This is a genomic window from Mycobacterium sp. DL592, from assembly GCF_011694515.1.
Lineage (GTDB): Bacteria > Actinomycetota > Actinomycetes > Mycobacteriales > Mycobacteriaceae > Mycobacterium.
Window position 1 is genome coordinate 2,374,033 of sequence record NZ_CP050192.1, and the last position, 20,418, is coordinate 2,394,450.

Here is a 20,418-nt window from a genome sequence, read left to right on the forward strand (position 1 = left end):
ACGAGCCTGGACGCGGAATCAGCCGGCCAGCTCGGCGTAGGCCGCCAGCGCCGCGTTTGCCGCCTGCGCCACCCGGTTGACCAGTGACTCCGGTCCCAGAACCCGCACGTCAGGACCGAATCCGAGCAGCAGCCGGGTCATCCATTCATCGGAGGCATACGTCATCGCCGCCTCGCACGAGCCATCGGGCAGCTGCTTGCCGACCCGCATCGGGTAGTACTCGAGCATCCACGACGCCGTCGGCGCCACCAGCAGCCTGGCCGCGGGCAGAGCCGGATCCGCGTCGAACAGCGAGGTGTCCGGCGGCGACTGCACGGCGGGTTCCGGTGGCGCGGCAGGTTCGTCGAGCACGCTGGCGTTCACGATTCGGTCGAAGCGGAACAACCGCACGCCCTCGGCTTCCCGCGACCACGCCTCCAGATAGGAGTGGTCGGCGACGAGGACCACCCGGATCGGGTCGACGATCCTGGTGGACAACATGTCCCGGGACGCCGAGTAGTACTCGATGCTCAGCGCACGGCCACCGCGGACCGCGGCCCGGACCGCCGCGGCGGCGTCGCTCTCGATCGGTGCCTGCTCCTCGACGGCGGCCGCCGCGTGGGTCTGGTCGTGAGCGATGGTGCCGGCCGCCGACTCGATCTTGGCGATCGCGCTGCGGGCCGCCTCGGGGTCGACGACACCGGGGATGTCGACGAGCGCCCGCAGTGCGACGAGAAGCCCGGTGGCTTCCGGCGAGGTGAGCCGCAGCGGGGCGTCCACACCCGCGGTGAACGTGACATTGATGGTGTCACCGGAGAATTCGAAATCGATGAGGTCGCCGGGACCGTAGCCCGGCAGGCCGCACATCCACAACTGGTCGAGGTCCTGCTGGAGTTGCTTGCGGGTCACGCCGAGGTCTGCGGCGGCCTCGTCATAGGTGATCTGCGGGTTGGCCTTGAGGTAGGGAACCATGTTGAGCAGCCGGACCAGCCGGGTCGAGACGGGCGTCATCGGCGGCCCGCCTGTGCGGTCAGCCGGGCCACGACATCCTCACGCAACGCGGCCGGCTCGAGAACCAGCGCGTCCGCGCCGTACCCGGCGATCTCGCGGGCCAGCCGGTCGCGGGTGCCCAGGTCGAGGTCGATGACCTCACCGGCGCGGCCACCGATCGTCCGCGGGCCGATCGACGTGCCGGCGCGGCGCAGGGCCGTGGCCCGCCCGTCGGCCACCCATAACGTGGCACGCACGCCGGTGGGTGCCTCGCCGATCGCCTTCTCGACGATGGCCCGCAGGTCCACGCCGGGCGGCCGGGTCACCGAGCCGGCGGGCCCGACGGTTTCGACGTCCGCGCCGATACGGGACAACCGGAACGTTCGGGTGGCGTCGCGGTCACGGTCGTGCCCGACCAGATACCAGCGGCCCCGGGCAGTGACCACACCCCACGGCTCGACGGTGCGCACCGTGTACGGCTCAGTCGGAAGCGGCCGATGCCGGAACCGCACCGGCTGGCCGGAATTGATGGCGGACAACAGGATTCCCAGTACGTCCTCCGAGCCACGCAGGCCCGGCGGGCCGGCCGCGGTGGTGATCGCGACCGCCGCGTCGGCGTCCACCTCGACGCCGGCGGCCCGCAGCTTCAGCAGTGCGCCCTGGGTCGCGGTGATCAGTTCGGGTGACTCCCACAGCTGGGCCGCGACCGCGACGGCGGCCGCCTCCTGCGCGGTGAGTTCGATGTCGGGCAGTGCGTAGGCGTTGCGGTTGATCCGATATCCCTCGGCGGGGTCGAACGCCGACACCCGTCCGGTCTCCAGTGGGATGCCGAGGTCGCGCAGTTCGTTCTTGTCCCGCTCGAACATTCGGGAGAACGCCTCGTCGCTGGGACTGTCGGCGTAGCCGGCCACACTCTCGCGGATGCGCTCGGCGGTGATGTAACCGTGGGTGGACAACAGGGCGATGACGAGGTTCATCAACCGCTCGACCTTGGATGTCGCCACTCGCCCAACCTTAGCGGGAAACGGCCCGTCGTCCCTGCGGCGCGCGCGAGGGCTACATGCTGGCGATGAGCCGCTTGACCCGCTCGTCGACCGACCGGAACGGGTCCTTGCACAACACGGTGCGCTGCGCCTGATCGTTGAGCTTGAGGTGCACCCAGTCGACGGTGAAGTCGCGGCCGGCTTCCTGCGCAGCGCTGATGAACTCGCCGCGCAGTTTGGCCCGGGTGGTCTGCGGCGGGGTGTCGACGGCGGCCTCGATCTCCTCGTCGGTGGTGATCCTGGTGGCCAGGCCCTTGCGCTGCAGCAGGTCGAACACGCCGCGGCCCCGCTTGATGTCGTGGTATGCCAGGTCGAGCTGACTGATCTTGGGGTCGGACAGCTCCATGTTGTAGCGGTCCTGGTAGCGCTGGAAGAGCTTGCGCTTGATCACCCAGTCGATCTCGGTGTCGACCTTGGCGAAGTCCTGGCTCTCGACGGCGTCGAGCTGGCGCCCCCACAGGTCGACCACCTGGTCGATCTGGGTGTTGGGCTCCCGGGTCTGCAGGTACTCCACCGCGCGGGTGAAGTACTCCCGCTGGATGTCCAGCGCGCTGGCCTGCCGGCCACCGGCCAGGCGGACGGGTCTGCGGCCGGTCAGGTCGTGGCTGACCTCCCGGATGGCCCGGATCGGGTTGTCGAGCGAGAAGTCGCGGAAGGCGACACCGGCTTCGATCATCTCGAGCACCAGCGAAGCGGTGCCCACCTTGAGCATCGTGGTGGCTTCGCACATGTTGGAGTCGCCGACGATCACGTGCAGCCTGCGGTACTTCTCGGCATCCGCGTGCGGCTCGTCGCGGGTATTGATAATTGGGCGCGATCGGGTCGTTGCCGAGGACACGCCTTCCCAGATGTGTTCGGCGCGCTGCGACAGACAGAACGTCGCCGCCTTGGGGGTCTGCAACACCTTGCCGGCGCCGCAGATCAGCTGTCGGGTGACCAGGAACGGCAGCAGGACATCGGAGATCCGAGAGAATTCGCCGGCGCGAACTATCAGATAGTTCTCGTGGCAGCCATACGAGTTACCGGCCGAGTCGGTGTTGTTCTTGAACAGGTAGATGTCCCCGCCGATGCCCTCGTCGGCCAGCCGCTGCTCGGCATCGATGAGCAGATCCTCGAGGACCCGCTCGCCCGCGCGGTCGTGGGTGACCAGTTGCACCAGGTTGTCGCATTCGGCGGTGGCGTACTCCGGGTGACTTCCGACATCCAGATACAACCGCGCGCCGTTGCGCAGAAACACGTTCGAGCTGCGGCCCCACGACACCACCCGGCGAAACAGATACCGGGCGACCTCGTCAGGACTGAGCCGGCGATGGCCGTGGAACGTGCAGGTGACACCGAATTCGGTTTCGATGCCCATGATCCTTCGCTGCACACCATCGAGACTACTGGTTGTCTTGCGGTAGCGGTGGGCAAGCCCGCAGCGAAAGCTCCTCGGGTCGCTGCGGATTGCCCTGTTAGTGGTTGTCGACCTCCGCCGGCGGTGCGTGTGACCATGAGCCATGCCCGAGCCCGTCGGTCTCGACACCACCGCACTGCGGGCCCTGACCGACCGTGCCGCCCGCGCCGCCGACGACCTCGCCGCGGTATCCGTACCGGCCGTGGCAGCCCTGCCCGGTTCGGCGCTGGACGCCGTCGATGCGCCCCGGCGCGCCACCGCTGACGTGCGGCGACAGGCCGCCGCGGTGGCTCAGTGGGTGACCGCGGCCCGGCGCTGCATCGACGAGCTGTCCGATGCCGAGCGGGCCCATGCAGACGGCCTGCGGCTGCGGTGAACGGGCCGACCGTCTCCCAGGCGCTGGGCTGGCAGCCCGCCGCGCTCGGTGAGCTCGCCCGGGAGTGGGACGCCACCGCGGGCCGGCTGCAAACCCACGCCGACACCGTCGATCAGGCAGCGCAGACCACCTCGTGGTCCGGCACCGGAGCCGACGCCGCCCGCACGGGTATCGCCCCGGCCGCCGCAGGGCTGCGCGAGCTGTGCCGGGCGCTGGTTCTGGCCGCCGCCGAAGCCCGCGACGCCGAGCGGGCGTTGACCGCGGCGCGCGACCAGGTCATGGCCGTCCTCGCCGAGGCGAAGGCCGACGGCTGCCGGGTCAGTGACGACGGATCCGTCGCGGCGCCGGCCAGCCCGCCGGAGCTGCTGGTGGCCTGCAGCGGAGGGTCGCCGGCGGCGGCGATGACGATGCTGAGTGTGCGAGCCGCCGACCTGACGCGGCGGCTGCAGGAGAGCCTGTCCCGGCTGGGAGCGGCCGACGCCGAGGCCGCCCGGGCGCTCGACGCGGCGTTCGACGTCGAGTCGGCACCGGCGGCTGTGCGTCCGGCGGGTGCCGCAGGCACCGGGGTGAGCGACTGGCCCGCGATGAGCCAGGACCGCATCGCCGGCCAGATCGCCGCGCTGTCGCCCGCCGAGCGTGAGCGGCTCGTCGAGCAGGCGCCCCATGAGGTCGGCAACACCGACGGCATCCCCTGGGAGATGCGTGTGGCGGCCAACCGCCTCAACATCGCCACCGCGATCCTCGATGAGCGCCGAACCCTGGACCGGCCCGTCGAGGACAAGCTGCGCTCCGCACTCTCACCGGGCATGAATCCGGCTGACGCCGAACGACTCTGGGCGGTTCTACACACCGATCCGAAGATGCGCGCGGCGGTGATCGCCGGGCACGACCGTGCCGCCAACCGCCGGATCGCCTACTACGAAACGCTTCTCGCCGACGTTCCCGACCCGCTGGACCGTGAGCGCCGAATCCCGCGCCAGATCCTGGCGTTCGACCCCGGGCGCGAGATGTTCATCGAACTGTCCGGGGATCTCAGCCGGGCGCGGGCGATCGGGGTGCTGGTGCCGGGGCTCAACACCACCTTCGACGACACCGCCGACGACCTGGCCACCACACGGCGGTTCGTCGCCGGATCCGGCGGCGACGTCGCGATGATCAACTTTCTCGGCGGTCCCTTCCCGACCGGTCCCCTGCTGGCCGGGATCGTCGACGCCGCCGACCCGGACTACGCCCTGGCGATGGCACCGAGGCTGGTGGCGTTCAGCGAGGACGTCGAACGCCGGGCCGGGCACATTCCCGTCACGTATATCGGGCATTCCTACGGCGGTTCGATCGTCGGGACGGCCGAGCGGTTCGGGTTGACCGCCGACCGGGTGATTTACGTCGAAGCCGCCGGAGCGGGGGTGGGTGTGCACAGCCCGGCCGACTGGCACAACCGCAATCCGGCGGTGCTGCGCTTCAGCATGACCGCACCCGGCGATCTGATCAGCGCGGTGCAGGGCATCCCGTTCGGGCCGCACGGGGCCGACCCCGACGAGATGCCCGGGGTGATCCCGTTGGCCGCGGGCCGGCGTCTGACCGGCCGGCCGATGATCGGGCCGTCGACGCACAGCGACGTGCTCACCGAGCCCTCCGATGCGTGGCACAACATCCTGGCTGTGATCGTCGGCGACCGCGAACACATCCGGTAGGTAACTACTCGGGGTCGCCCTCTTCGGCGACCGGCTCTTCGGGGGCCGAATCCACTTTGGGCAGTAGCGCTTCCAGCGCCGCACCGGTGATCCGGCGGAACGCGCGCCTGGGCCGGTTGGCGTCCAGGACGGCCACCTCGAGGCTCGAGGTACCCAGCACCCGAGGCTCGCTCGGCGGGCTGGCATTGTTGGTCGCGCTCGCGATGCCCGCGCGCAGTGCGCCGACCGCGATACCGACGGCGTCGGCCAACTCGGCGTTTTCGGAGTAGGTCTCCTTGAGCGCGTTGATGATCGGCTCGGTGGTACCACCCATCACGACGAACTGCGGCTCGTCGGCGATCGAGCCGTCATAGGTGATCCGGTACAGCTCAGGGGGTTTGGTCTCACCGAAGTGGGCCACTTCGGCCACGCACAGCTCCACCTCGTAGGGCTTGGCCTGCTCGGTGAAGATAGTGCCGAGGGTCTGCGCGTAGACATTGGCCAGCTGACGCCCGGTGACGTCGCGGCGGTCGTAGGCGTAGCCGCGGGTGTCGGCGAACTGGATACCACCGCGGCGCAGGTTGTCGAACTCATTGAACCGGCCCACCGCAGCGAAGCCCACCCGGTCGTAGAGCTCACTGACCTTCTGCAGCGAACGCGACGGGTTCTCGGCGACGAACAGCACACCGCCGGCGTAGGCCAGCACCACCACGCTGCGGCCCCTGGCAATACCCTTACGCGCGAGCTCCGAACGCTCGCGCATCGCCTGCTCGGGCGAAATGAAATATGGGAAGCTCACTAATCCACCCGCGGTGCTTCGTTACTCGGGCCCTTACCGGGACCGAATGTGTTTGTCCGGGAACGTGTTTCGATCACTTCGCGGGCCAGCCGGGAAATCCGCTCCTCAGCCACCTCGAGCGCGCCATCGGCCTCGATGGTCACCGCGGTCGGGAAGATCCCGCGCACCAGATCCGGTCCGCCGGTGGCGGAGTCGTCGTCGGCGGCGTCGTAGAGCGCCTCCACCGCGACCCGCAACGCCGACTCCGCGTCGGTCACACCGCCGTAGAGCTTCTTGATCGAGGACTTGGCGAAGATCGAGCCCGAGCCCACCGACTGGTAGCCCTCGTCCTCGATGTTCCATCCGCCTGCCGCGTCGAACGACACGATGCGCCCCGCCGCTTGCGGATCCGGATCGCCGAGGTCGTAGCCGACCAGCAGCGGCAGCGCCACGAAACCCTGCAGTGCGGCACCGAGGTTGCCGCGCACCATGATCGCCAACCGGTTCACCTTGCCGGCGAACGTCAGCGCCACCCCTTCGAGCTTCTCGTAGTGCTCGAGTTCCACGGCGTACAACCGAGCGAATTCCACGGCGATCGCCGCGGTGCCCGCGATGCCGGTCGCGGTGTAATCGTCGGTGATGTAGACCTTCTGGACATCGCGGCCAGCGATCATGTGGCCCTGGGTCGAGCGCCGGTCACCGGCGATCAGCACGCCACCGGGATAGCGCAACGCCACGATCGTCGTGCCGTGCGGCAATGCGTCACCCGGTGCCGGAGCGCCCACGGTGCCCGCGGTCGGCAGCAACTGAGGAGCCTCGCGCCGAAGGAACTCGGAGAACGAAGACAGATCCGTCAGGGGTGAACTAGTGGCCAGTCGATCAGAGAACGGCCAGGTCACTGTCCGCCCTTTTGGACGTATGCGCGCACGAAGTCCTCAGCGTTCTCTTCGAGGACGTCATCAATCTCGTCCAGCAGATCGTCGGTCTCCTCGGCGAGCTTGTCGCGACGCTCCTGCCCGCCGGCCGCGTCGCCGGTGAGGTCGTCGTCCTCGCCGCCGCCACCACCACGCTTGGTCTGCTCTTGAGCCATCGCTGCCTCCTGCTCGTCATCGGCGGCCTTGTCGTGCCATGCGGTACGGGTCGCCGGTTCCTCCACACTACCGGTCGGGGCCGGTATTGCCCCTTCTAACGATCGTCAGGTCGTGAGTTGTTCCACCAGTTCGACGGCACTGTTGACCGAATCCAGCAACGCACCGACATGGGCCTTGCTGCCCCGCAGCGGCTCCAGCGTCGGGATCCGGACCAGCGAGTCGCCGCCCAAGTCGAAGATCACCGAGTCCCAGCTCGCCGCGGCGATGTCGGCGCCGAACCGGCGCAGACACTCGCCGCGGAAGTACGCCCGGGTGTCGGTCGGCGGATTGTCCACCGCGTCGAGCACCTGCTGCTCGGTGACCAGGCGTTTCATCGATCCGCGGGCCACCAGCCGGTTGTACAGCCCCTTGTCCAGCCGGACGTCGGAGTACTGCAGATCCACCAGGTGCAGGCGCGGCGCCGACCACCCGAGGTTCTCCCGATTGCGGAAACCTTCGAGCAGCCGCAGTTTGGCCGGCCAGTCCAGCAGCTCGGCACATTCCATCGGGTCCCGTTCGAGCAGGTCGAGGATGTGCGCCCAGGTCTCGACGACGTGCGAGGCGCGCGGGTCGGGATCGCGGGCGTCGACCAGCTTGGCCACCCGGTCCAGGTAGATCCGCTGGATGGCCAGGGCGGTCAGCTCACGCCCGTCGGCCAGCGCCACGGTCGCCCGAAGCGACGGGTCCCGGCTGACCACGTGCACGGCGTGCACGGGCCGGGCCAGCGCCAGATCGGACAGGTCCAGACCGTGCTGCGGGCCTTCCTCGATCAGGTCGAGCACCAGCGAGGTTGTGCCCACCTTCAGATAGGTCGACGTCTCGGCAAGGTTGGCGTCACCAATGATGCAGTGCAGCCGGCGGTACTTGTCGGCGTCGGCGTGCGGCTCGTCGCGGGTGTTGATGATGCCGCGCTTGAGCGTGGTCTCCAGGCCGACCTCGACCTCGATGTAGTCGGCACGCTGGGACAGCTGGAAGCCCGGCTCGTCACCGGACGGACCGATGCCCACCCGGCCGGAACCGGTGATGACCTGGCGCGACACCATGAACGGGGTGAGTCCGGAGATCACCGCGGAGAACGGCGTCTGCCGGCTCATCAGATAGTTCTCGTGCGAACCGTACGACGCGCCCTTGCCGTCGACATTGTTCTTGTAGAGCTGGAGCTTGGCCGCCCCGGGGACGCTGGCCACATGCCGGGCCGCGGCCTCCATCACCCGCTCGCCGGCCTTGTCCCAGATCACCGCGTCCATCGGGTCGGTGACCTCGGGGGCCGAATACTCCGGGTGCGCGTGGTCGACGTAGAGCCGCGCGCCGTTGGTCAGGATCATGTTGGCGGCGCCGACCTCGTCGGCGTCCACGATCGGTGGGGGCCCCGTCGCCCGGCTCAGGTCGAAGCCGCGGGCGTCGCGCAGCGGCGACTCCACTTCGTAGTCCCACCGGGTCCGCTTGGCCCGCTGGATACCGGCGGCCGCGGCGTAGGCCAGCACCGCCTGAGTCGAGGTGAGGATCGGATTGGCGGTCGGGTCGGTCGGCGACGAGATGCCGTACTCGACCTCGGTCCCGATAATCCGTTGCATGGCCGTAAGCCTAACGGGGTGGCGATGACAGCAGTGCGGCAGGAGCGACGGTGCGGCGTGGGCGATTGCATGTCGCCTGCGGACTTGGTGAAGTAGGCAGCACAATGACGCGTCTTGTGCTGCACCATGCCGTGCTGATCGACGGAACCGGCGCGGCACCGGTCCGCAACGGCGCGGTGGTGGTCGACGGCGACCGAATCGCCTGGGCCGGTGCAGAGTCCGATGCGCCACCACAACCGGCCGATGCGGTGCGCGTCGACCTCGGCGGGAACACGATCTGCCCCGGCTTCTTCGACTGCCATGTCCACTTCGGGCTGCCCGGCTCGACCGGCAGCCCGTTGGAGAAGGCCTTCAAGCCGCCGTCTTACGGCTACTTTCAGTTGATCGAACGCTTGCGGGTAACACTGGAAAACGGCGTGACTACCGCACGTGACCTGATGGGTATCGACACCGGTGTCCGCGAGGCCGTCGCCGACGGACTGATCGCCGGTCCGCGCCTGCTGGTGGCGGTCAACATGCTCAGCCAGAGCGGCGGCCATGCCGATTTCCACCTGCCCTCCGGAATCGACCTCGGCGGCTTCCTCGGGGCCTATCTCGTCGACAGCGTCGATGCCGCCCGCAAGCGGGCCCGTGAGCTCCTGCGCGCCGGTGCCGATGTCATCAAGATCGCCTCCAGCGGCGGGGTGTCATCTCCCAACGACGACCCGAGCTGGCTCGGGATGCGCCGCGAAATGATCTCCGCGGTCGTCGAAGAAGGCCACAACTACGGTGACCGGCCGGTCGCCGCCCACGCGATCGGCTACGCCGGGATCAAGGCCGCGGTCGACGCCGGCGTGCACAGCATCGAACACGGTTATGAACTCGACGACGAACTGCGCCACCAGATGGTCGCGCAGGGAACGTTTCTCGTTCCGACCCTGCTGGAAACGATGAAACCGGTCACCGCATCTCCGCAGGGCGCCGCCAAGAGCGCGAAATGGCATGCCATGGCTCATGATTCGATCGCGGCCTCGGCCGCAGCCGGTGTCAGGATCGCGGTCGGCACCGATGCCGGTCTGTCCCCGGACCACGGCACCAACCTCAAAGAGCTCGGTCTGCTGGTCAAGTTCGGCGGGCTCACCCCGATGCAGGCCATTGTCGCGGGCACGCGGACGTCGGCCCAGCTGTGCGGCGTCGAGGACACCATCGGCACGGTGGAGCCGGGCAAGATCGCGGATCTCGTTGTCGTTCGGGGCAATCCTGTCGACGACATCGATTCCCTCGGCGATCCGGCTAATGTCCTGCTGGTCCTCAAGGAAGGGAAGACGGTGGGTAATCGTGGTGGCTTCGCCATCGACTGACCGCTACGCGGCCGACCACTGGTTTCTGGCCCGTGGCCTGCCCGCGGTGGTTCGCAGGCGCGCGCTGGTGAGCCGGGTGTGGAGTCGGTCGGCGCCGGCGCTGGCGGCCTACGCCGTCATCGCGCTCAATTCGATCGCAATCGTCTCGGTCACCGGCCAGCACACCGTCGACATTCCCGGCCGGCCCGATCTGGCCGAAGGTGTGGTCTTGGCGCTGGTGGCCCTCGTACTACCGGTCGCCGCGCTCGTGGGCTGGCTGGTCTCACGTTTGACCAACCCGTTGCACCGGGCGATGGCAGCCAACGCTGCGTTGGCCGCCATCGTCGTCGGGATGATCTTCGGCGGGCCCGGTAACCGGATTCTGGTGAACCTGGTCAGTGCCGCGATCACCGTCGCCCTGATCCTGGCGGCCACGGCGTCGGGCGCCGGATCACTGCTCGGTTTCATGCTCTACGTCACGCGCACCAACCTGGCGTTGATCGGCGGCATGTTCGTGCGCGCGCTGCCGGTGGTGCTGCTGACGTTCCTGGTTTTCTTCAACGGTCCGGTATGGCAGATGACGGCGCTGATCAGCCGCCAAAGACTCTGGGCAGGAATGCTTTTCCTGGTTGTCATCGCCGCCGCGTTTCTGGTGTCCAACACGCTGGACCGGGTGCGGCCAATTCTGGCGCAGACCTGCCCGGTGCTCGAAGGTGACGAGACCCTCGACGACACACCGTTCGCGGGGATACCCGACCCTGCGAGCGGCAGGCCGCTGTCCCGGGCCGAACGTGTCAACGTGGTGTTCGTCGTCGCCGCCTCCCAGGTGACCCAGGTGCTCACCGTGGCGATGCTGACCGGCGCCATCTTCGTCGTGTTCGGGCTCATCATCCTGAGCCCCGAGACGCTGGACGCCTGGACTCGTGGCGCCGGACGGCCCGACGGTCATCTACTCGGGATGACGCTGCCAGTGCCCGACGCGTTGCTCCAGACCAGCATGTTGCTGTCCGCGATCACCTTTATGTACCTGTCCGCGAAGGCGGTCAGCGATACCGACTACCGGGCGCAGTTCATCGAGCCGTTGATCGACGAGCTGCGGCAGACCCTTGTGGCGCGCAATCGCTACCGGTCGGCACTGCCAAGGCGCTGACATGTCCGACATTCGTCGTGTGCACGAATGGTTCCTGGCCCGCGGCCTGCCCAAACTCGTCGTCCTGGCCGGCGTGCTGGCGGCGGCACCGTTCGCGCTCTATCTGCTGCACCGGGCCGGCACCACTCGCAGCGAGGCAGGGCGGCGCAGTCCGGCGCTGACGGTTATGGCGTTGTTCGTGGTCGGATTTCCGCTCGTCTTCAGCGGCTGGTCCGGACTAACCCTGGCCGAGGTCGCCGGCTTCGGAGTCGTTGCATTGCTTGCGGTTTGGCTGACCTACATTGGCATCGGCTCGATTCTGCTGTGGGCGTTCCGCTACGCCTGGGTTCAGTTCGGCGCGCTCGGGACGTTGATGAGCCGGGCCCTGCCGTTACTGATGCTGACCGTGGTCGTGTACTTCACCGGTGAACTGTGGCAGCTGCCCGCCCGGATGACCCGCGAACGACTCTGGCAGACAATCGGTTTCCTGTCCCTGGTGGCCATCGCTTTCATGGTGGTCACCATCCGCCACGAGGTGCAGGCCCTGCGCGACGATCGGTCCGGGCCCCGCGACACCGCCGAACTGCTGGCCGGGCACACCGCTGGCCACCGACACCGAACCGGCCCGCACCCCGCTGTCGCTGGCAGAGCAGGTCAACGGCGTCGCGGTGATGGTGGTGTCCCAGGCGATCCAGGTGGTGTTCTTCACCACCGGACTTTTCGCGTTCTTCCTGGCGCTGGGGACGATCGCCATTCCCGACGACGTGACCGTGCTGTGGTCCGCCGAGAAGAACTGTCCGGTCGGCGAACCTCCCTGTGATGGAACGTGGTTCGGCATCCACGTGCCGGTACCCCAGACCGTGGTGCATACTTCGTTATTCGTAGCAGTGTTGTCGGGGTTGTACTTCACGGTGAGCACGAGCGTTGACCCGCTCTACCGCCAGCGGTTCTTCGACCCACTGGTCGCCGACGTGGCCGTGAGCTTGGCCGGCCGCGACGCATACTTGGAGATGGAGGGACGCCATGGTTGACCAGACCCGAGACCTGTTCGGAAAGCGTTATGGCGAAGTACTTCTGGTGAGCATCGGTGAGTCCGGCCCGCAGGCCACCGTGTACAACACCTTTCCGCTCAACGACTGCCCCGCTGAACTGTGGGATGCCCTCGACGCGGATGCCCTCGCCAGGGAGAACGACGCTGTGGCCGCACTGCTCAACGGGCCGCGCTACTGGCTGATGAGCAGCATCGACAAGGTGAGCCAGGGTGAGCAGGAGATCAAGACCTTCGGCGGAATCGACATGATCAAACAGGCCACTGTGCAACTGGCCTCGCACAATCCGGCGCCATACAGCATCAACTACGTCGCGCGGCACACCGCGTTCCACTTCGGCGCGGGCCGGCCGGTGTTCGAACTCGTCGACCCCGACGGTCAGCGCTGGGTGATGCAGACCTGGAGCCAGATCGTCGACGCCAACCTGGGTCTGGAGGATCTGCCCGGACTCGGCAGGCGGCTCAACCTTCCCGAGGGCTGGCGCTACGAAACCCGGGTCCTCACCGAGCCGTTGACCGTCGACACCACTACCCGCGACGCGCACGTCACCCAGGACGATCTGACGAACACCTACTCGCTGGAGTTCTGACGGCGGCGCAGCGCCGCTACAGGTACTGGCCCAGGTTCGATTCGGTGTCGATCGCCCGTGAGGCGCTCGAGGTCTTGCCGGTGACCAGGGTGCGGATGTAGACGATCCGCTCGCCCTTCTTGCCCGAGATCCGCGCCCAGTCATCGGGGTTGGTGGTGTTGGGCAGGTCCTCGTTCTCGGCGAACTCGTCGACGATCGAGTCGAGCAGGTGCTGGATACGCAGGCCGTGCTGGCCGGTTTCGAGCACCGACTTGATCGCGTACTTCTTCGCGCGGTCGACGACGTTCTGGATCATGGCACCGGAGTTGAAGTCCTTGAAATACATGACTTCCTTGTCACCGTTGGCGTAGGTGACCTCCAGGAACCGGTTGTCGTCGATCTCGGCGTACATCCGGTCGACAACCTTCTCGATCATCGCCCTGATGCACTGCCCGCGGTCACCGTCGAACTCGGCGAGGTCGTCGACATTGACCGGCAGGTTCTCGGTGAGGTACTTCGAGAAGATGTCCTGTGCCGCTTCGGCGTCCGGGCGCTCGATCTTGATCTTCACGTCCAGGCGCCCGGGTCGCAGGATCGCCGGGTCGATCATGTCCTCGCGGTTGGAGGCGCCGATCACGATGACGTTCTCAAGGCCTTCCACACCGTCGATCTCGGACAGCAGCTGCGGCACGACCGTGGTCTCCACGTCCGAGCTCACGCCGGTGCCGCGGGTGCGGAAGATCGAGTCCATCTCGTCGAAGAACACGATCACCGGGGTGCCCTCGGACGCCTTCTCGCGGGCCCGCTGGAAGATCAGCCGGATGTGACGCTCGGTCTCGCCGACGAACTTGTTCAGCAGCTCGGGGCCCTTGATGTTGAGGAAGTATGACTTCGCCTCGCGGGCGTCGTCACCACGAACCTCGGCCATCTTCTTGGCCAGCGAGTTGGCCACCGCCTTGGCGATGAGCGTCTTGCCGCACCCGGGCGGACCGTAGAGCAGCACACCCTTGGGCGGGCGCAGCGAGTACTCCCGGTAAAGCTCCTTGTGCAGGAAGGGCAGCTCGACCGCATCGCGGATCTGCTCGATCTGGCGGGTCAGGCCGCCGATATCGGAGTACGCGACGTCCGGCACCTCCTCGAGCACAAGGTCCTCGACCTCGGCCTTGGGGATGCGCTCGAAGGCATAGCCGGCCTTGGTGTCGACCAGCAGCGAGTCGCCGGGGCGGAGCTTGCGGGGACGCAGGTCGTCGTCGTCGAGTTCCTCGGCGACGTCGGCGGGCAGGTCCTCGATCGCAACCAGCGGCTCGGCCAGCCACACGATGCGTTCCTCGTCGGCGTGCCCGACCACCAGCGCGCGGTGACCGTCGGCCAGGATCTCGCGCAGCGTGGAGATCTCTCCGACCGCTTCGAAGTTGCCGGCTTCCACGACGGTGAGCGCCTCGTTGAGGCGCACGGTCTGGCCCTGCTTCAGCGACTTCACGTCGATGTTGGGTGAGCACGTCAGCCGCATCTTGCGACCGGAGGTGAACACGTCGACGGTGTCGTCCTCGTGGGCGTTGAGCAGGACGCCGTAGCCGCTGGGCGGCTGGCCCAGCCGGTCGACCTCCTCGCGCAGCGCCAGCAGCTGCTGGCGGGCTTCCTTGAGGGTATCCATCAGCTTGGCGTTGCGGGCCGCCAGGGAATCGATCCGTGCCTCGAGCTGGTGGATGTCCCGGGCGGTGCGCGGGGTGCCCTGAGCGATCGCGTTCTCAAGTTGCTCGCGCAGAATCGAGGCTTCCCGGCGCAGCTGCTCGAGTTCGGCAGCGTCATCGCTGGACAGCTGTGGCTCTTCGTGCTGTGACTCAGTCATGTTGCGCTCCTTTCCCACACCGAGAGTTGGTGCGGCGGATACCTCAACGCTACCGGCCAATGGCCAATCTTGTGCGCTCGGGGAATATCGACACACTGGCAACACTGTTAACCTCATGGATGAGTCGGGCCGATCGAAAGGACAGCCGTGACCCTGAAACTGCTAGCCACGGGCGTAGCAGCCGCCGCAATCGTCGCCGGCGCAGCCGCTGGTGTGACCTCGGTTGCATTCGGCAACCCCGCCGCATCTCCTGCTGTGTCGCCTGTCGTGTTCGGCGCGCCGCTGCCCCAGGCACCCGCACCCGAGCTGCAAAGTGCACTGGTGGCCACGCTGGACGGGCTGCAGAGCGGCGGATCGTTCTCCGGTACCAAGGCCTCCTACATCCAGGGCGGACTCGGCCGGTTTGAGGGCATCACCGCTGACCGCGCCTTCAGCAACGCCTCTGCCAAGGGCTACTTCCCGCTCAGCTTCGTCGTGGCCGATATCGACCAGGAGGGGCCGACCGCTACCGCCAACGTGACCGCGACCGCGGCCAACGGCGCTACCGCCACTCAGAGCATCCAGTTCATCGCCGGCCCGAGCCCCACCGGCTGGCAGCTGACCAAGTCGTCGGCGCTGGCGCTGATGAGCGCGGCCAGCTGAGTCGCCGCTGGATGAGTCGCAACCCGTTCGCAGTGTTGGGCGCCGCCACGATTGTGGCGGCGCTCGCACTATCGGGGTGTTCCAACCAGGACGAGTCGAAACCGGCGACCGGTCCGGTCGACCCGGCCCCACCGGCCGTCTCGGCTCCCCCGTCGACCACCGCCGAGCTGCCGGCACCCGAGGCGCTGACCGACGTGCTGTACCGGTTGGCCGACCCGGCGGTGAAGGGCACCGACAAGCTCGCGCTCGTCGAGGGCACCACCGCCGATGACGCGACGACGATCGACAAGTTCGCCGCCGCCCTGCGCGACGGCGGCTTCACCCCGCTGACCTTCAGCGCCGCGGACATCCGATGGTCTGACCGCGAGCCCGACGATGCCCTGGCCACCGTCAACGTGAGCACCTCGAACCCGGCCAATCCGGGCGGCTTCACCTTCCCGATGGAGTTCCGCTCCCATCAGGGCAGTTGGCAGCTGTCCCGGCAGACCGCCGAGATGCTGCTGGCATTCGGCAACGCCCGCACCGAGGCCACCGGCGCCAGTCCCAGCCCGGCCGGGACGCCGCCACCGCCGCCGTCGCCGAGCCCCACGACCGCGGTCCCGACCCCGACCCGCTGACGTGTGGATCGGCTGGCTGCAGTTCGACGTCCTGCTCGGTGACGTCCGCTCGCTGAAGGCGAAGCGGTCGGTGGTCCGGCCCATCGTGGCCGAGTTGCAGCGCCGCTTTCAGGTGTCGGCGGCCGAAACCGAGTCCCTGGACCTGCACCGGCGAGCCGGTATCGGGCTGTCCGTGGTGGCTGCCGACCGCGCGCACGTCGTCGAAGTGCTCGACGCCGCTGAACGGCTGGTGGCCGCCCGGCCGGAGATCGAACTGCTCTCAGCCCGCCGCGGCCTGCAGCACAGCGACGACTAGCTGGCTAGACGGCAAGCCGCTTGCGGCGCAAGGGAGTCGGGGTGACCGTGCCCGGGGCCAGTCGGCGTGCCGAGATCAGGAATGCGGTATGCCCGCGCATGTTGTGCTGGGGCCGCACGGCCAGGCCGACCACGTTCCAGCCGCGCTGCAGCGACTCCCACGCCCTGGGCTCGGTCCAGCACTGCTGCTCGCGCAGTGCCTCCACCGTCTTGGACAGCTGTGTCACCGTGGCCACGTAGACCATCAGGACCCCGCCGGGGATGAGCAGCCGGGCGACGGTGTCGAGGACGTCCCACGGCGCCAGCATGTCGAGCACCACCCGGTCCACCGAGGCCTCGTCGAGATCGGATTCGGCGAGGTCGCCGATGACCAGCCGCCAGTTGTGCGGGGTCTGCCGGAAGAAGGTGTCCACGTTGCGCCGTGCGTGCTCGGCGTGGTCGTCGCGGATCTCGTAGGAGATCACCTCACCGGCGGGGCCGACGGCGCGCAGCAGCGAGCACGTCAGCGCCCCGGAACCGGCTCCCGCTTCCAGTACCCGGGCGCCGGGGAAGATGTCGCCCTCGTGGACGATCTGCGCGGCGTCCTTGGGGTAGATCACCTGGGCGCCGCGGGGCATCGAGAGCACGTAGTCGATGAGCAGCGGCCGCAGCACCAGGAAGGCGTCGCCGTTGGTGGACTTGACCACGCTGCCCTCGGGCTGCCCGATCACGGTGTCGTGCTCGATCGCGCCGCGGTGGGTATGGAACTCGCTGCCGGGCGTCAGGATCATCGTGTAGTGCCTGCCCTTGGCGTCGGTCAGCTGCACACGGTCCCCGACGACAAAGGGACCGGTCCTGGGCGGGGTGTCAGGTTCGTCGGTCACAGCCGCTTAGCCTGCCATAGCCGAGCCGACTCACCGCACGTCGTGGCCTCGCGTTGTCGGCGCCGCGTCCTAGGCTGCCAACCATGAGCGATGTCGCGCCGGTGCACGGCCGTCGCCCGGCGTTGTCACCGTCGCGAGCGGCCGATTTCAAGCAGTGCCCGCTGCTGTACCGGTTCCGGGCGATCGACCGGCTACCCGAGCCGCCGTCGGTCGCCCAGCTGCGCGGAACAGTGGTGCATTCGGCCCTGGAGCAGCTCTACGGCATGCCCGCCGCGGATCGGGTACCCCAAACCGCCCTGGCGCTGGTGGATCCCGCCTGGGAGCGGGTGCTCGCCGAGCATCCGGGCGTGACCGAGGGGCTCGATGCCGACGGCAGCGGGCAGCTGCTCGCCGAGGCCCGCAAGCTGCTTGTCGGCTACTACCGGCTCGAGGACCCGACCCGGTTCGACCCGCAGAGCTGCGAACAGCGCATCGAGGTGGAACTGGCCGACGGAACGCTGCTGCGCGGATTCGTCGACCGTATCGACGTCGCGGGCACCGGCGAGGTCCGTGTGGTCGACTACAAGACCGGCAGGGCCCCGTCGGCGGTACGGACGCTCGCGGAGTTCAAGGCGCTGTTCCAGATGAAGTTCTATGCGGTGGCACTGCTGCGCTCGCGTGAGGTGCTGGCCAGCAGGTTGCGGCTGATCTATCTCGCCGACGGGCAGGTGCTCGACTACACCCCCGACCTCGACGAGTTGCTGCGGTTCGAGAAGACGTTGATGGCGATCTGGCGGGCAATCCAATCAGCCGGTGCCACAGGCGATTTCCGGCCCAACCCGTCGCGGTTGTGCGGGTGGTGCAGCCACCAGTCGCTGTGCCCGGCCTACGGGGGCACCCCACCGCCCTACCCCGGCTGGCCCGAGGTGTTAGACCGCGAGCCCGCCGCGTGACCGCCCGAAGGCGAGCGCGAGTGAGGATCTCAGCGCAGCGAGGACCGGAGCGAGCGGGAGCCGAGGCGTGACCGAGTGCTACTACCGGCGCGTGGGTGCCGGAGATGACCCCGCGGTGTTCGAGTCCACCGATCACACCCGCAGCAACTGGACTCCCGAAATCCAGCACGGCTCACCGCCTTTGGCGCTGCTGACCAAGTCCATCGAGGAGCGGCTGCCGCCGGGGATGCGGATCGGCCGGGTGACGCTGGACATTCTCGGCGCCATCCCGGTGACCGAGCTGCGCGTGCGGGTCCGCGTCGAGCGGCCGGGCAGTCGCATCTCGATGTGGTCGGCCGAGATCTCGGGCGACCGGCCGGTCGCCCGGGTGACGGCGTGGGCACTGGCCACCTCGGACACCGCCGATGCCGCCGCCGACCGTTACCCGCCGCTGGTCGAAGGCGAGACCGCCCCGCTGGCGCTGCACTGGACCGACACCGGCGGCTATCTGGACTCGGTGCAGTGGCGACCGCAGTACGACGAGCCGTCCGGGGCCCTGTACTGGATGTCCCCGCTGGTGGGCCTCGTCGACGACGAGCCCACGACTCCCCTGCAACGGCTGGCCATGGTCGTCGACTCCGCGAACGGCATTGGCGCAGCGCTGGATCCAGCCAAGTTCGTGTTCATGAACACCGACACCGCGGTGCATCTGCACCGGCTGCCCACCGGAGCCGACTTCGCGGTGCGGGCACGCGGCTCCATCGGGCCCGACGGGATCGGCGTCACCACCGCCGAACTCTTCGACCGCGCCGGGTTCATCGGCACCTCGGCCCAGACACTGCTGGTGCAGCGGCGCGGCTAGCTCACAACACGTTGACCAGCGAGGCGATCGCCAGCCCGGCCACCACCGCTACCGCGTCCTCGAGCACTCCGATCGGAAAGTCGCGGCCCCCGGTTGCCCGGACCAGCCGGGTGCGGGCCTCGTAGCCGCCGATGGTGCCGATGACCGCGCCGATGATGCCGGCACCCAGGCTGCTCCACTGGTAGCCCCAGGCCGTGCCGAGCACCGCACCGGCGAAGGCACCGGTCGCGAGCCGGGTCAGGAACTGGACGGCCGTCTTGCGGCTCGGGGTCTGCTCCATCTGATCGGAGATCAGCTCGGCGACAGCGATGATCGTCAGCACGGTCACGGTGCCCCAGTGACCCACCCACGACGCCCACGTCCCGGTCAGGTTGATCCAGTCGAGGAAGGCAGCCCAGGCCATCACCGCAGGAGCGGTGAACGCCCGAAGGCCGGCGACGACCCCGATCAGCAGAGCCAGCAGCAGTACAAGTGCATGCGTCACATGCGGACGCTAGCACGGCATCTGGGGGCTAACTCAGAAGCGGCAGAACCTGATGTCGGAGGCCAGAATCGCCTTGGCGCCGATCGCGGCAAGTTCGTCCATGATCGCGTTGACCTCACGGCGGGGCACCAGGGCGCGCACGGCCACCCAGTCGTCGTCGGCCAGCGGGGCGATGGTGGGTGACTCCAGGCCCGGGGTGATCGCGGTGGCACGATCGAGCACCGTGCGCGGGCAGTCGTAGTCGAGCATCAGGTACTGCTGGCCGAAGACCACGCCCTGCACGCGGGCGGCGAGCTGGTCGCGGGCCGCCCGGGCGGGGTCGTCACCGTCGGGGACACGCTCGATGAGCACCGCTTCGGAATCGCACAGCGGATCACCGAAGGCAACCAGGTTGTGCAGGCTCAGGGTGCGGCCGGAGCCGACGACATCGGCGATCGCGTCGGCCACACCCAGCTGGATCGAGATCTCCACCGCACCGTCGAGGCGGATCACGGTGGCGTCGATTCCTTTGTCCCGCAAGTCTTTTCGGACCAGATTCGGATAGGCGGTGGCGATCCGCTTGCCGGCCAGGTCCGCCACGGACCACTCCGGCCCCGCGGGGGCGGCGTAGCGGAAACTCGAGGATCCGAAGCCCAGTGCCAGCCGTTCGTTGACCGGCGCCTCGGATTCGGCGGCCAGGTCGCGGCCGGTGATGCCGAAGTCGAGCTGACCGGAGCCGACGTAGATCGCGATGTCCTTGGGACGGAGGAAGAAGAACTCGACGCCGTTGGCGCGGTCGATGACGGTGAGATCCTTGGGATCGCTACGCCGGCGGTAGCCCGCTTCCGAGAGGATCTCGGCCGCGGATTCGGACAGTGCGCCCTTGTTGGGGACCGCAACACGCAACATGGCAGCC

General features: G+C 68.3%; 21 protein-coding genes and 1 pseudogene. 11 read left to right on the forward strand and 11 right to left on the reverse strand.

Features of this window, described 5'->3' with window-relative positions; genetic code table 11:
* Positions 1-18: 18 nt before the first annotated feature.
* From HBE64_RS11460 to pafA, 3 genes are read right to left on the reverse strand one after another with little or no spacing between them, the layout of a single operon-like run.
* Positions 19-990 (reverse strand): YafY family protein, encoded by a 972-nt coding sequence (locus tag HBE64_RS11460; protein ID WP_167101789.1) that lies wholly within the window; start codon positions 988-990, stop codon positions 19-21.
* A complete protein-coding gene (locus HBE64_RS11465) occupies positions 987-1,973 on the reverse strand; it encodes a YafY family protein (RefSeq protein ID WP_167101792.1) in 987 nt (328 codons plus the stop codon). Before HBE64_RS11465 ends, HBE64_RS11460 begins: the two co-directional genes overlap by 4 nt.
* A 52-nt stretch (positions 1,974-2,025) precedes the next feature.
* Complete coding sequence (pafA, locus tag HBE64_RS11470) at positions 2,026-3,384, reverse strand: Pup--protein ligase (protein WP_208300625.1); 1,359 nt, start codon at positions 3,382-3,384, stop codon at positions 2,026-2,028.
* A 127-nt stretch (positions 3,385-3,511) separates the two neighbouring features.
* Between pafA and HBE64_RS11475 the strand changes: the two genes are divergently transcribed.
* Both HBE64_RS11475 and HBE64_RS11480 read left to right on the forward strand, forming a co-directional pair.
* A complete protein-coding gene (locus HBE64_RS11475) occupies positions 3,512-3,784 on the forward strand; it encodes a hypothetical protein (protein ID WP_167101795.1) in 273 nt (90 codons plus the stop codon).
* Positions 3,781-5,475, forward strand: a complete 1,695-nt coding sequence (locus HBE64_RS11480; protein WP_167101798.1) for an alpha/beta hydrolase — start codon at positions 3,781-3,783, stop codon at positions 5,473-5,475. Before HBE64_RS11475 ends, HBE64_RS11480 begins: the two co-directional genes overlap by 4 nt.
* A gap of 4 nt (positions 5,476-5,479) precedes the next feature.
* On the opposite strand, the gene prcA is transcribed toward HBE64_RS11480, so the two are convergent.
* The 4 genes from prcA to dop all read right to left on the reverse strand — a co-directional run bounded on the left by prcA (position 5,480) and on the right by dop (position 8,936).
* Complete coding sequence (gene prcA / locus HBE64_RS11485) at positions 5,480-6,253, reverse strand: proteasome subunit alpha (RefSeq protein ID WP_167101801.1); 774 nt, start codon at positions 6,251-6,253, stop codon at positions 5,480-5,482.
* Complete coding sequence (gene prcB, locus HBE64_RS11490) at positions 6,253-7,131, reverse strand: proteasome subunit beta (protein WP_167101804.1); 879 nt, start codon at positions 7,129-7,131, stop codon at positions 6,253-6,255. The genes prcA and prcB overlap by 1 nt, the downstream gene beginning before the upstream one ends.
* Positions 7,128-7,322, reverse strand: a complete 195-nt coding sequence (locus tag HBE64_RS11495) for a ubiquitin-like protein Pup (protein ID WP_167101807.1) — start codon at positions 7,320-7,322, stop codon at positions 7,128-7,130. The genes prcB and HBE64_RS11495 overlap by 4 nt, the downstream gene beginning before the upstream one ends.
* A 105-nt stretch (positions 7,323-7,427) precedes the next feature.
* The gene (dop, locus tag HBE64_RS11500) at positions 7,428-8,936 is read right to left on the reverse strand and encodes a depupylase/deamidase Dop (protein WP_167101809.1); all 1,509 of its coding nucleotides are present in this window, start codon (positions 8,934-8,936) and stop codon (positions 7,428-7,430) included.
* A gap of 104 nt (positions 8,937-9,040) precedes the next feature.
* Between dop and HBE64_RS11505 the strand changes: the two genes are divergently transcribed.
* The 4 genes and pseudogenes from HBE64_RS11505 to HBE64_RS11520 all read left to right on the forward strand — a co-directional run bounded on the left by HBE64_RS11505 (position 9,041) and on the right by HBE64_RS11520 (position 13,022).
* The gene (locus HBE64_RS11505; RefSeq protein ID WP_167101812.1) at positions 9,041-10,276 is read left to right on the forward strand and encodes an amidohydrolase family protein; all 1,236 of its coding nucleotides are present in this window, start codon (positions 9,041-9,043) and stop codon (positions 10,274-10,276) included.
* Positions 10,257-11,405, forward strand: coding sequence for a hypothetical protein (locus HBE64_RS11510; protein WP_167101815.1), 1,149 nt, complete (start codon positions 10,257-10,259; stop codon positions 11,403-11,405). Before HBE64_RS11505 ends, HBE64_RS11510 begins: the two co-directional genes overlap by 20 nt.
* Position 11,406: 1 nt before the next feature.
* Positions 11,407-12,415 (forward strand): annotated as a pseudogene (locus tag HBE64_RS11515) (hypothetical protein).
* Positions 12,408-13,022, forward strand: coding sequence for a hypothetical protein (locus HBE64_RS11520; RefSeq protein ID WP_167101818.1), 615 nt, complete (start codon positions 12,408-12,410; stop codon positions 13,020-13,022). Before HBE64_RS11515 ends, HBE64_RS11520 begins: the two are co-directional and overlap by 8 nt.
* 16 nt (positions 13,023-13,038) lie before the next feature.
* On the opposite strand, the gene arc is transcribed toward HBE64_RS11520, so the two are convergent.
* On the reverse strand, positions 13,039-14,850 hold the full coding sequence (arc, locus tag HBE64_RS11525; protein WP_167101821.1) for a proteasome ATPase: 1,812 nt from the start codon (positions 14,848-14,850) through the stop codon (positions 13,039-13,041).
* 147 nt (positions 14,851-14,997) lie between these two features.
* Between arc and HBE64_RS11530 the strand changes: the two genes are divergently transcribed.
* The 3 genes from HBE64_RS11530 to HBE64_RS11540 are packed head-to-tail and all read left to right on the forward strand — an operon-like array spanning position 14,998 to position 16,404.
* Positions 14,998-15,492, forward strand: coding sequence for a hypothetical protein (locus HBE64_RS11530; RefSeq protein ID WP_167101824.1), 495 nt, complete (start codon positions 14,998-15,000; stop codon positions 15,490-15,492).
* 11 nt (positions 15,493-15,503) lie between these two features.
* Complete coding sequence (locus HBE64_RS11535) at positions 15,504-16,109, forward strand: hypothetical protein (RefSeq protein WP_167101827.1); 606 nt, start codon at positions 15,504-15,506, stop codon at positions 16,107-16,109.
* A 1-nt stretch (position 16,110) separates the two neighbouring features.
* Complete coding sequence (locus tag HBE64_RS11540; RefSeq protein WP_167101830.1) at positions 16,111-16,404, forward strand: DUF503 domain-containing protein; 294 nt, start codon at positions 16,111-16,113, stop codon at positions 16,402-16,404.
* 4 nt (positions 16,405-16,408) lie between these two features.
* Here HBE64_RS11540 and HBE64_RS11545 read toward each other — a convergent pair whose 3' ends face one another.
* Positions 16,409-17,266 carry a tRNA (adenine-N1)-methyltransferase gene (locus tag HBE64_RS11545; RefSeq protein ID WP_167101834.1) on the reverse strand — a complete coding sequence of 286 codons (858 nt, stop codon included), beginning with the start codon at positions 17,264-17,266 and terminating at the stop codon, positions 16,409-16,411.
* A gap of 83 nt (positions 17,267-17,349) precedes the next feature.
* Here HBE64_RS11545 and HBE64_RS11550 point away from each other — a divergent pair, with 83 nt between their 5' ends.
* Together HBE64_RS11550 and HBE64_RS11555 are read left to right on the forward strand one after the other, a co-directional pair.
* A complete protein-coding gene (locus HBE64_RS11550) occupies positions 17,350-18,198 on the forward strand; it encodes a RecB family exonuclease (RefSeq protein ID WP_167101839.1) in 849 nt (282 codons plus the stop codon).
* 67 nt (positions 18,199-18,265) lie between these two features.
* Positions 18,266-19,039 (forward strand): thioesterase family protein, encoded by a 774-nt coding sequence (locus tag HBE64_RS11555; protein ID WP_167101842.1) that lies wholly within the window; start codon positions 18,266-18,268, stop codon positions 19,037-19,039.
* A 1-nt stretch (position 19,040) separates the two neighbouring features.
* On the opposite strand, the gene HBE64_RS11560 is transcribed toward HBE64_RS11555, so the two are convergent.
* Both HBE64_RS11560 and hisG read right to left on the reverse strand, forming a co-directional pair.
* On the reverse strand, positions 19,041-19,523 hold the full coding sequence (locus HBE64_RS11560; protein WP_167101845.1) for a glycine zipper 2TM domain-containing protein: 483 nt from the start codon (positions 19,521-19,523) through the stop codon (positions 19,041-19,043).
* Positions 19,524-19,556: 33 nt separating this feature from the next.
* Complete coding sequence (hisG, locus tag HBE64_RS11565) at positions 19,557-20,411, reverse strand: ATP phosphoribosyltransferase (RefSeq protein ID WP_167101848.1); 855 nt, start codon at positions 20,409-20,411, stop codon at positions 19,557-19,559.
* Between the last annotated feature and the right edge of the window lie 7 nt (positions 20,412-20,418).

Bases quoted from the DNA above. Each gene is read 5' to 3' on its own strand.
- HBE64_RS11460 (WP_167101789.1), bottom strand. From the start codon at position 990: ATGACGCCCGTCTCGACCCGGCTGGTCCGGCTGCTCAACATGGTTCCC.
- HBE64_RS11475 (WP_167101795.1), top strand. From the start codon at position 3,512: ATGCCCGAGCCCGTCGGTCTCGACACCACCGCACTGCGGGCCCTGACC.
- HBE64_RS11495 (WP_167101807.1), bottom strand. From the start codon at position 7,322: ATGGCTCAAGAGCAGACCAAGCGTGGTGGTGGCGGCGGCGAGGACGAC.
- dop (WP_167101809.1), bottom strand. From the start codon at position 8,936: ATGCAACGGATTATCGGGACCGAGGTCGAGTACGGCATCTCGTCGCCG.
- HBE64_RS11505 (WP_167101812.1), top strand. From the start codon at position 9,041: ATGACGCGTCTTGTGCTGCACCATGCCGTGCTGATCGACGGAACCGGC.
- HBE64_RS11520 (WP_167101818.1), top strand. From the start codon at position 12,408: ATGGTTGACCAGACCCGAGACCTGTTCGGAAAGCGTTATGGCGAAGTA.
- arc (WP_167101821.1), bottom strand. From the start codon at position 14,850: ATGACTGAGTCACAGCACGAAGAGCCACAGCTGTCCAGCGATGACGCT.
- HBE64_RS11535 (WP_167101827.1), top strand. From the start codon at position 15,504: ATGAGTCGCAACCCGTTCGCAGTGTTGGGCGCCGCCACGATTGTGGCG.
- HBE64_RS11550 (WP_167101839.1), top strand. From the start codon at position 17,350: ATGAGCGATGTCGCGCCGGTGCACGGCCGTCGCCCGGCGTTGTCACCG.
- hisG (WP_167101848.1), bottom strand. From the start codon at position 20,411: ATGTTGCGTGTTGCGGTCCCCAACAAGGGCGCACTGTCCGAATCCGCG.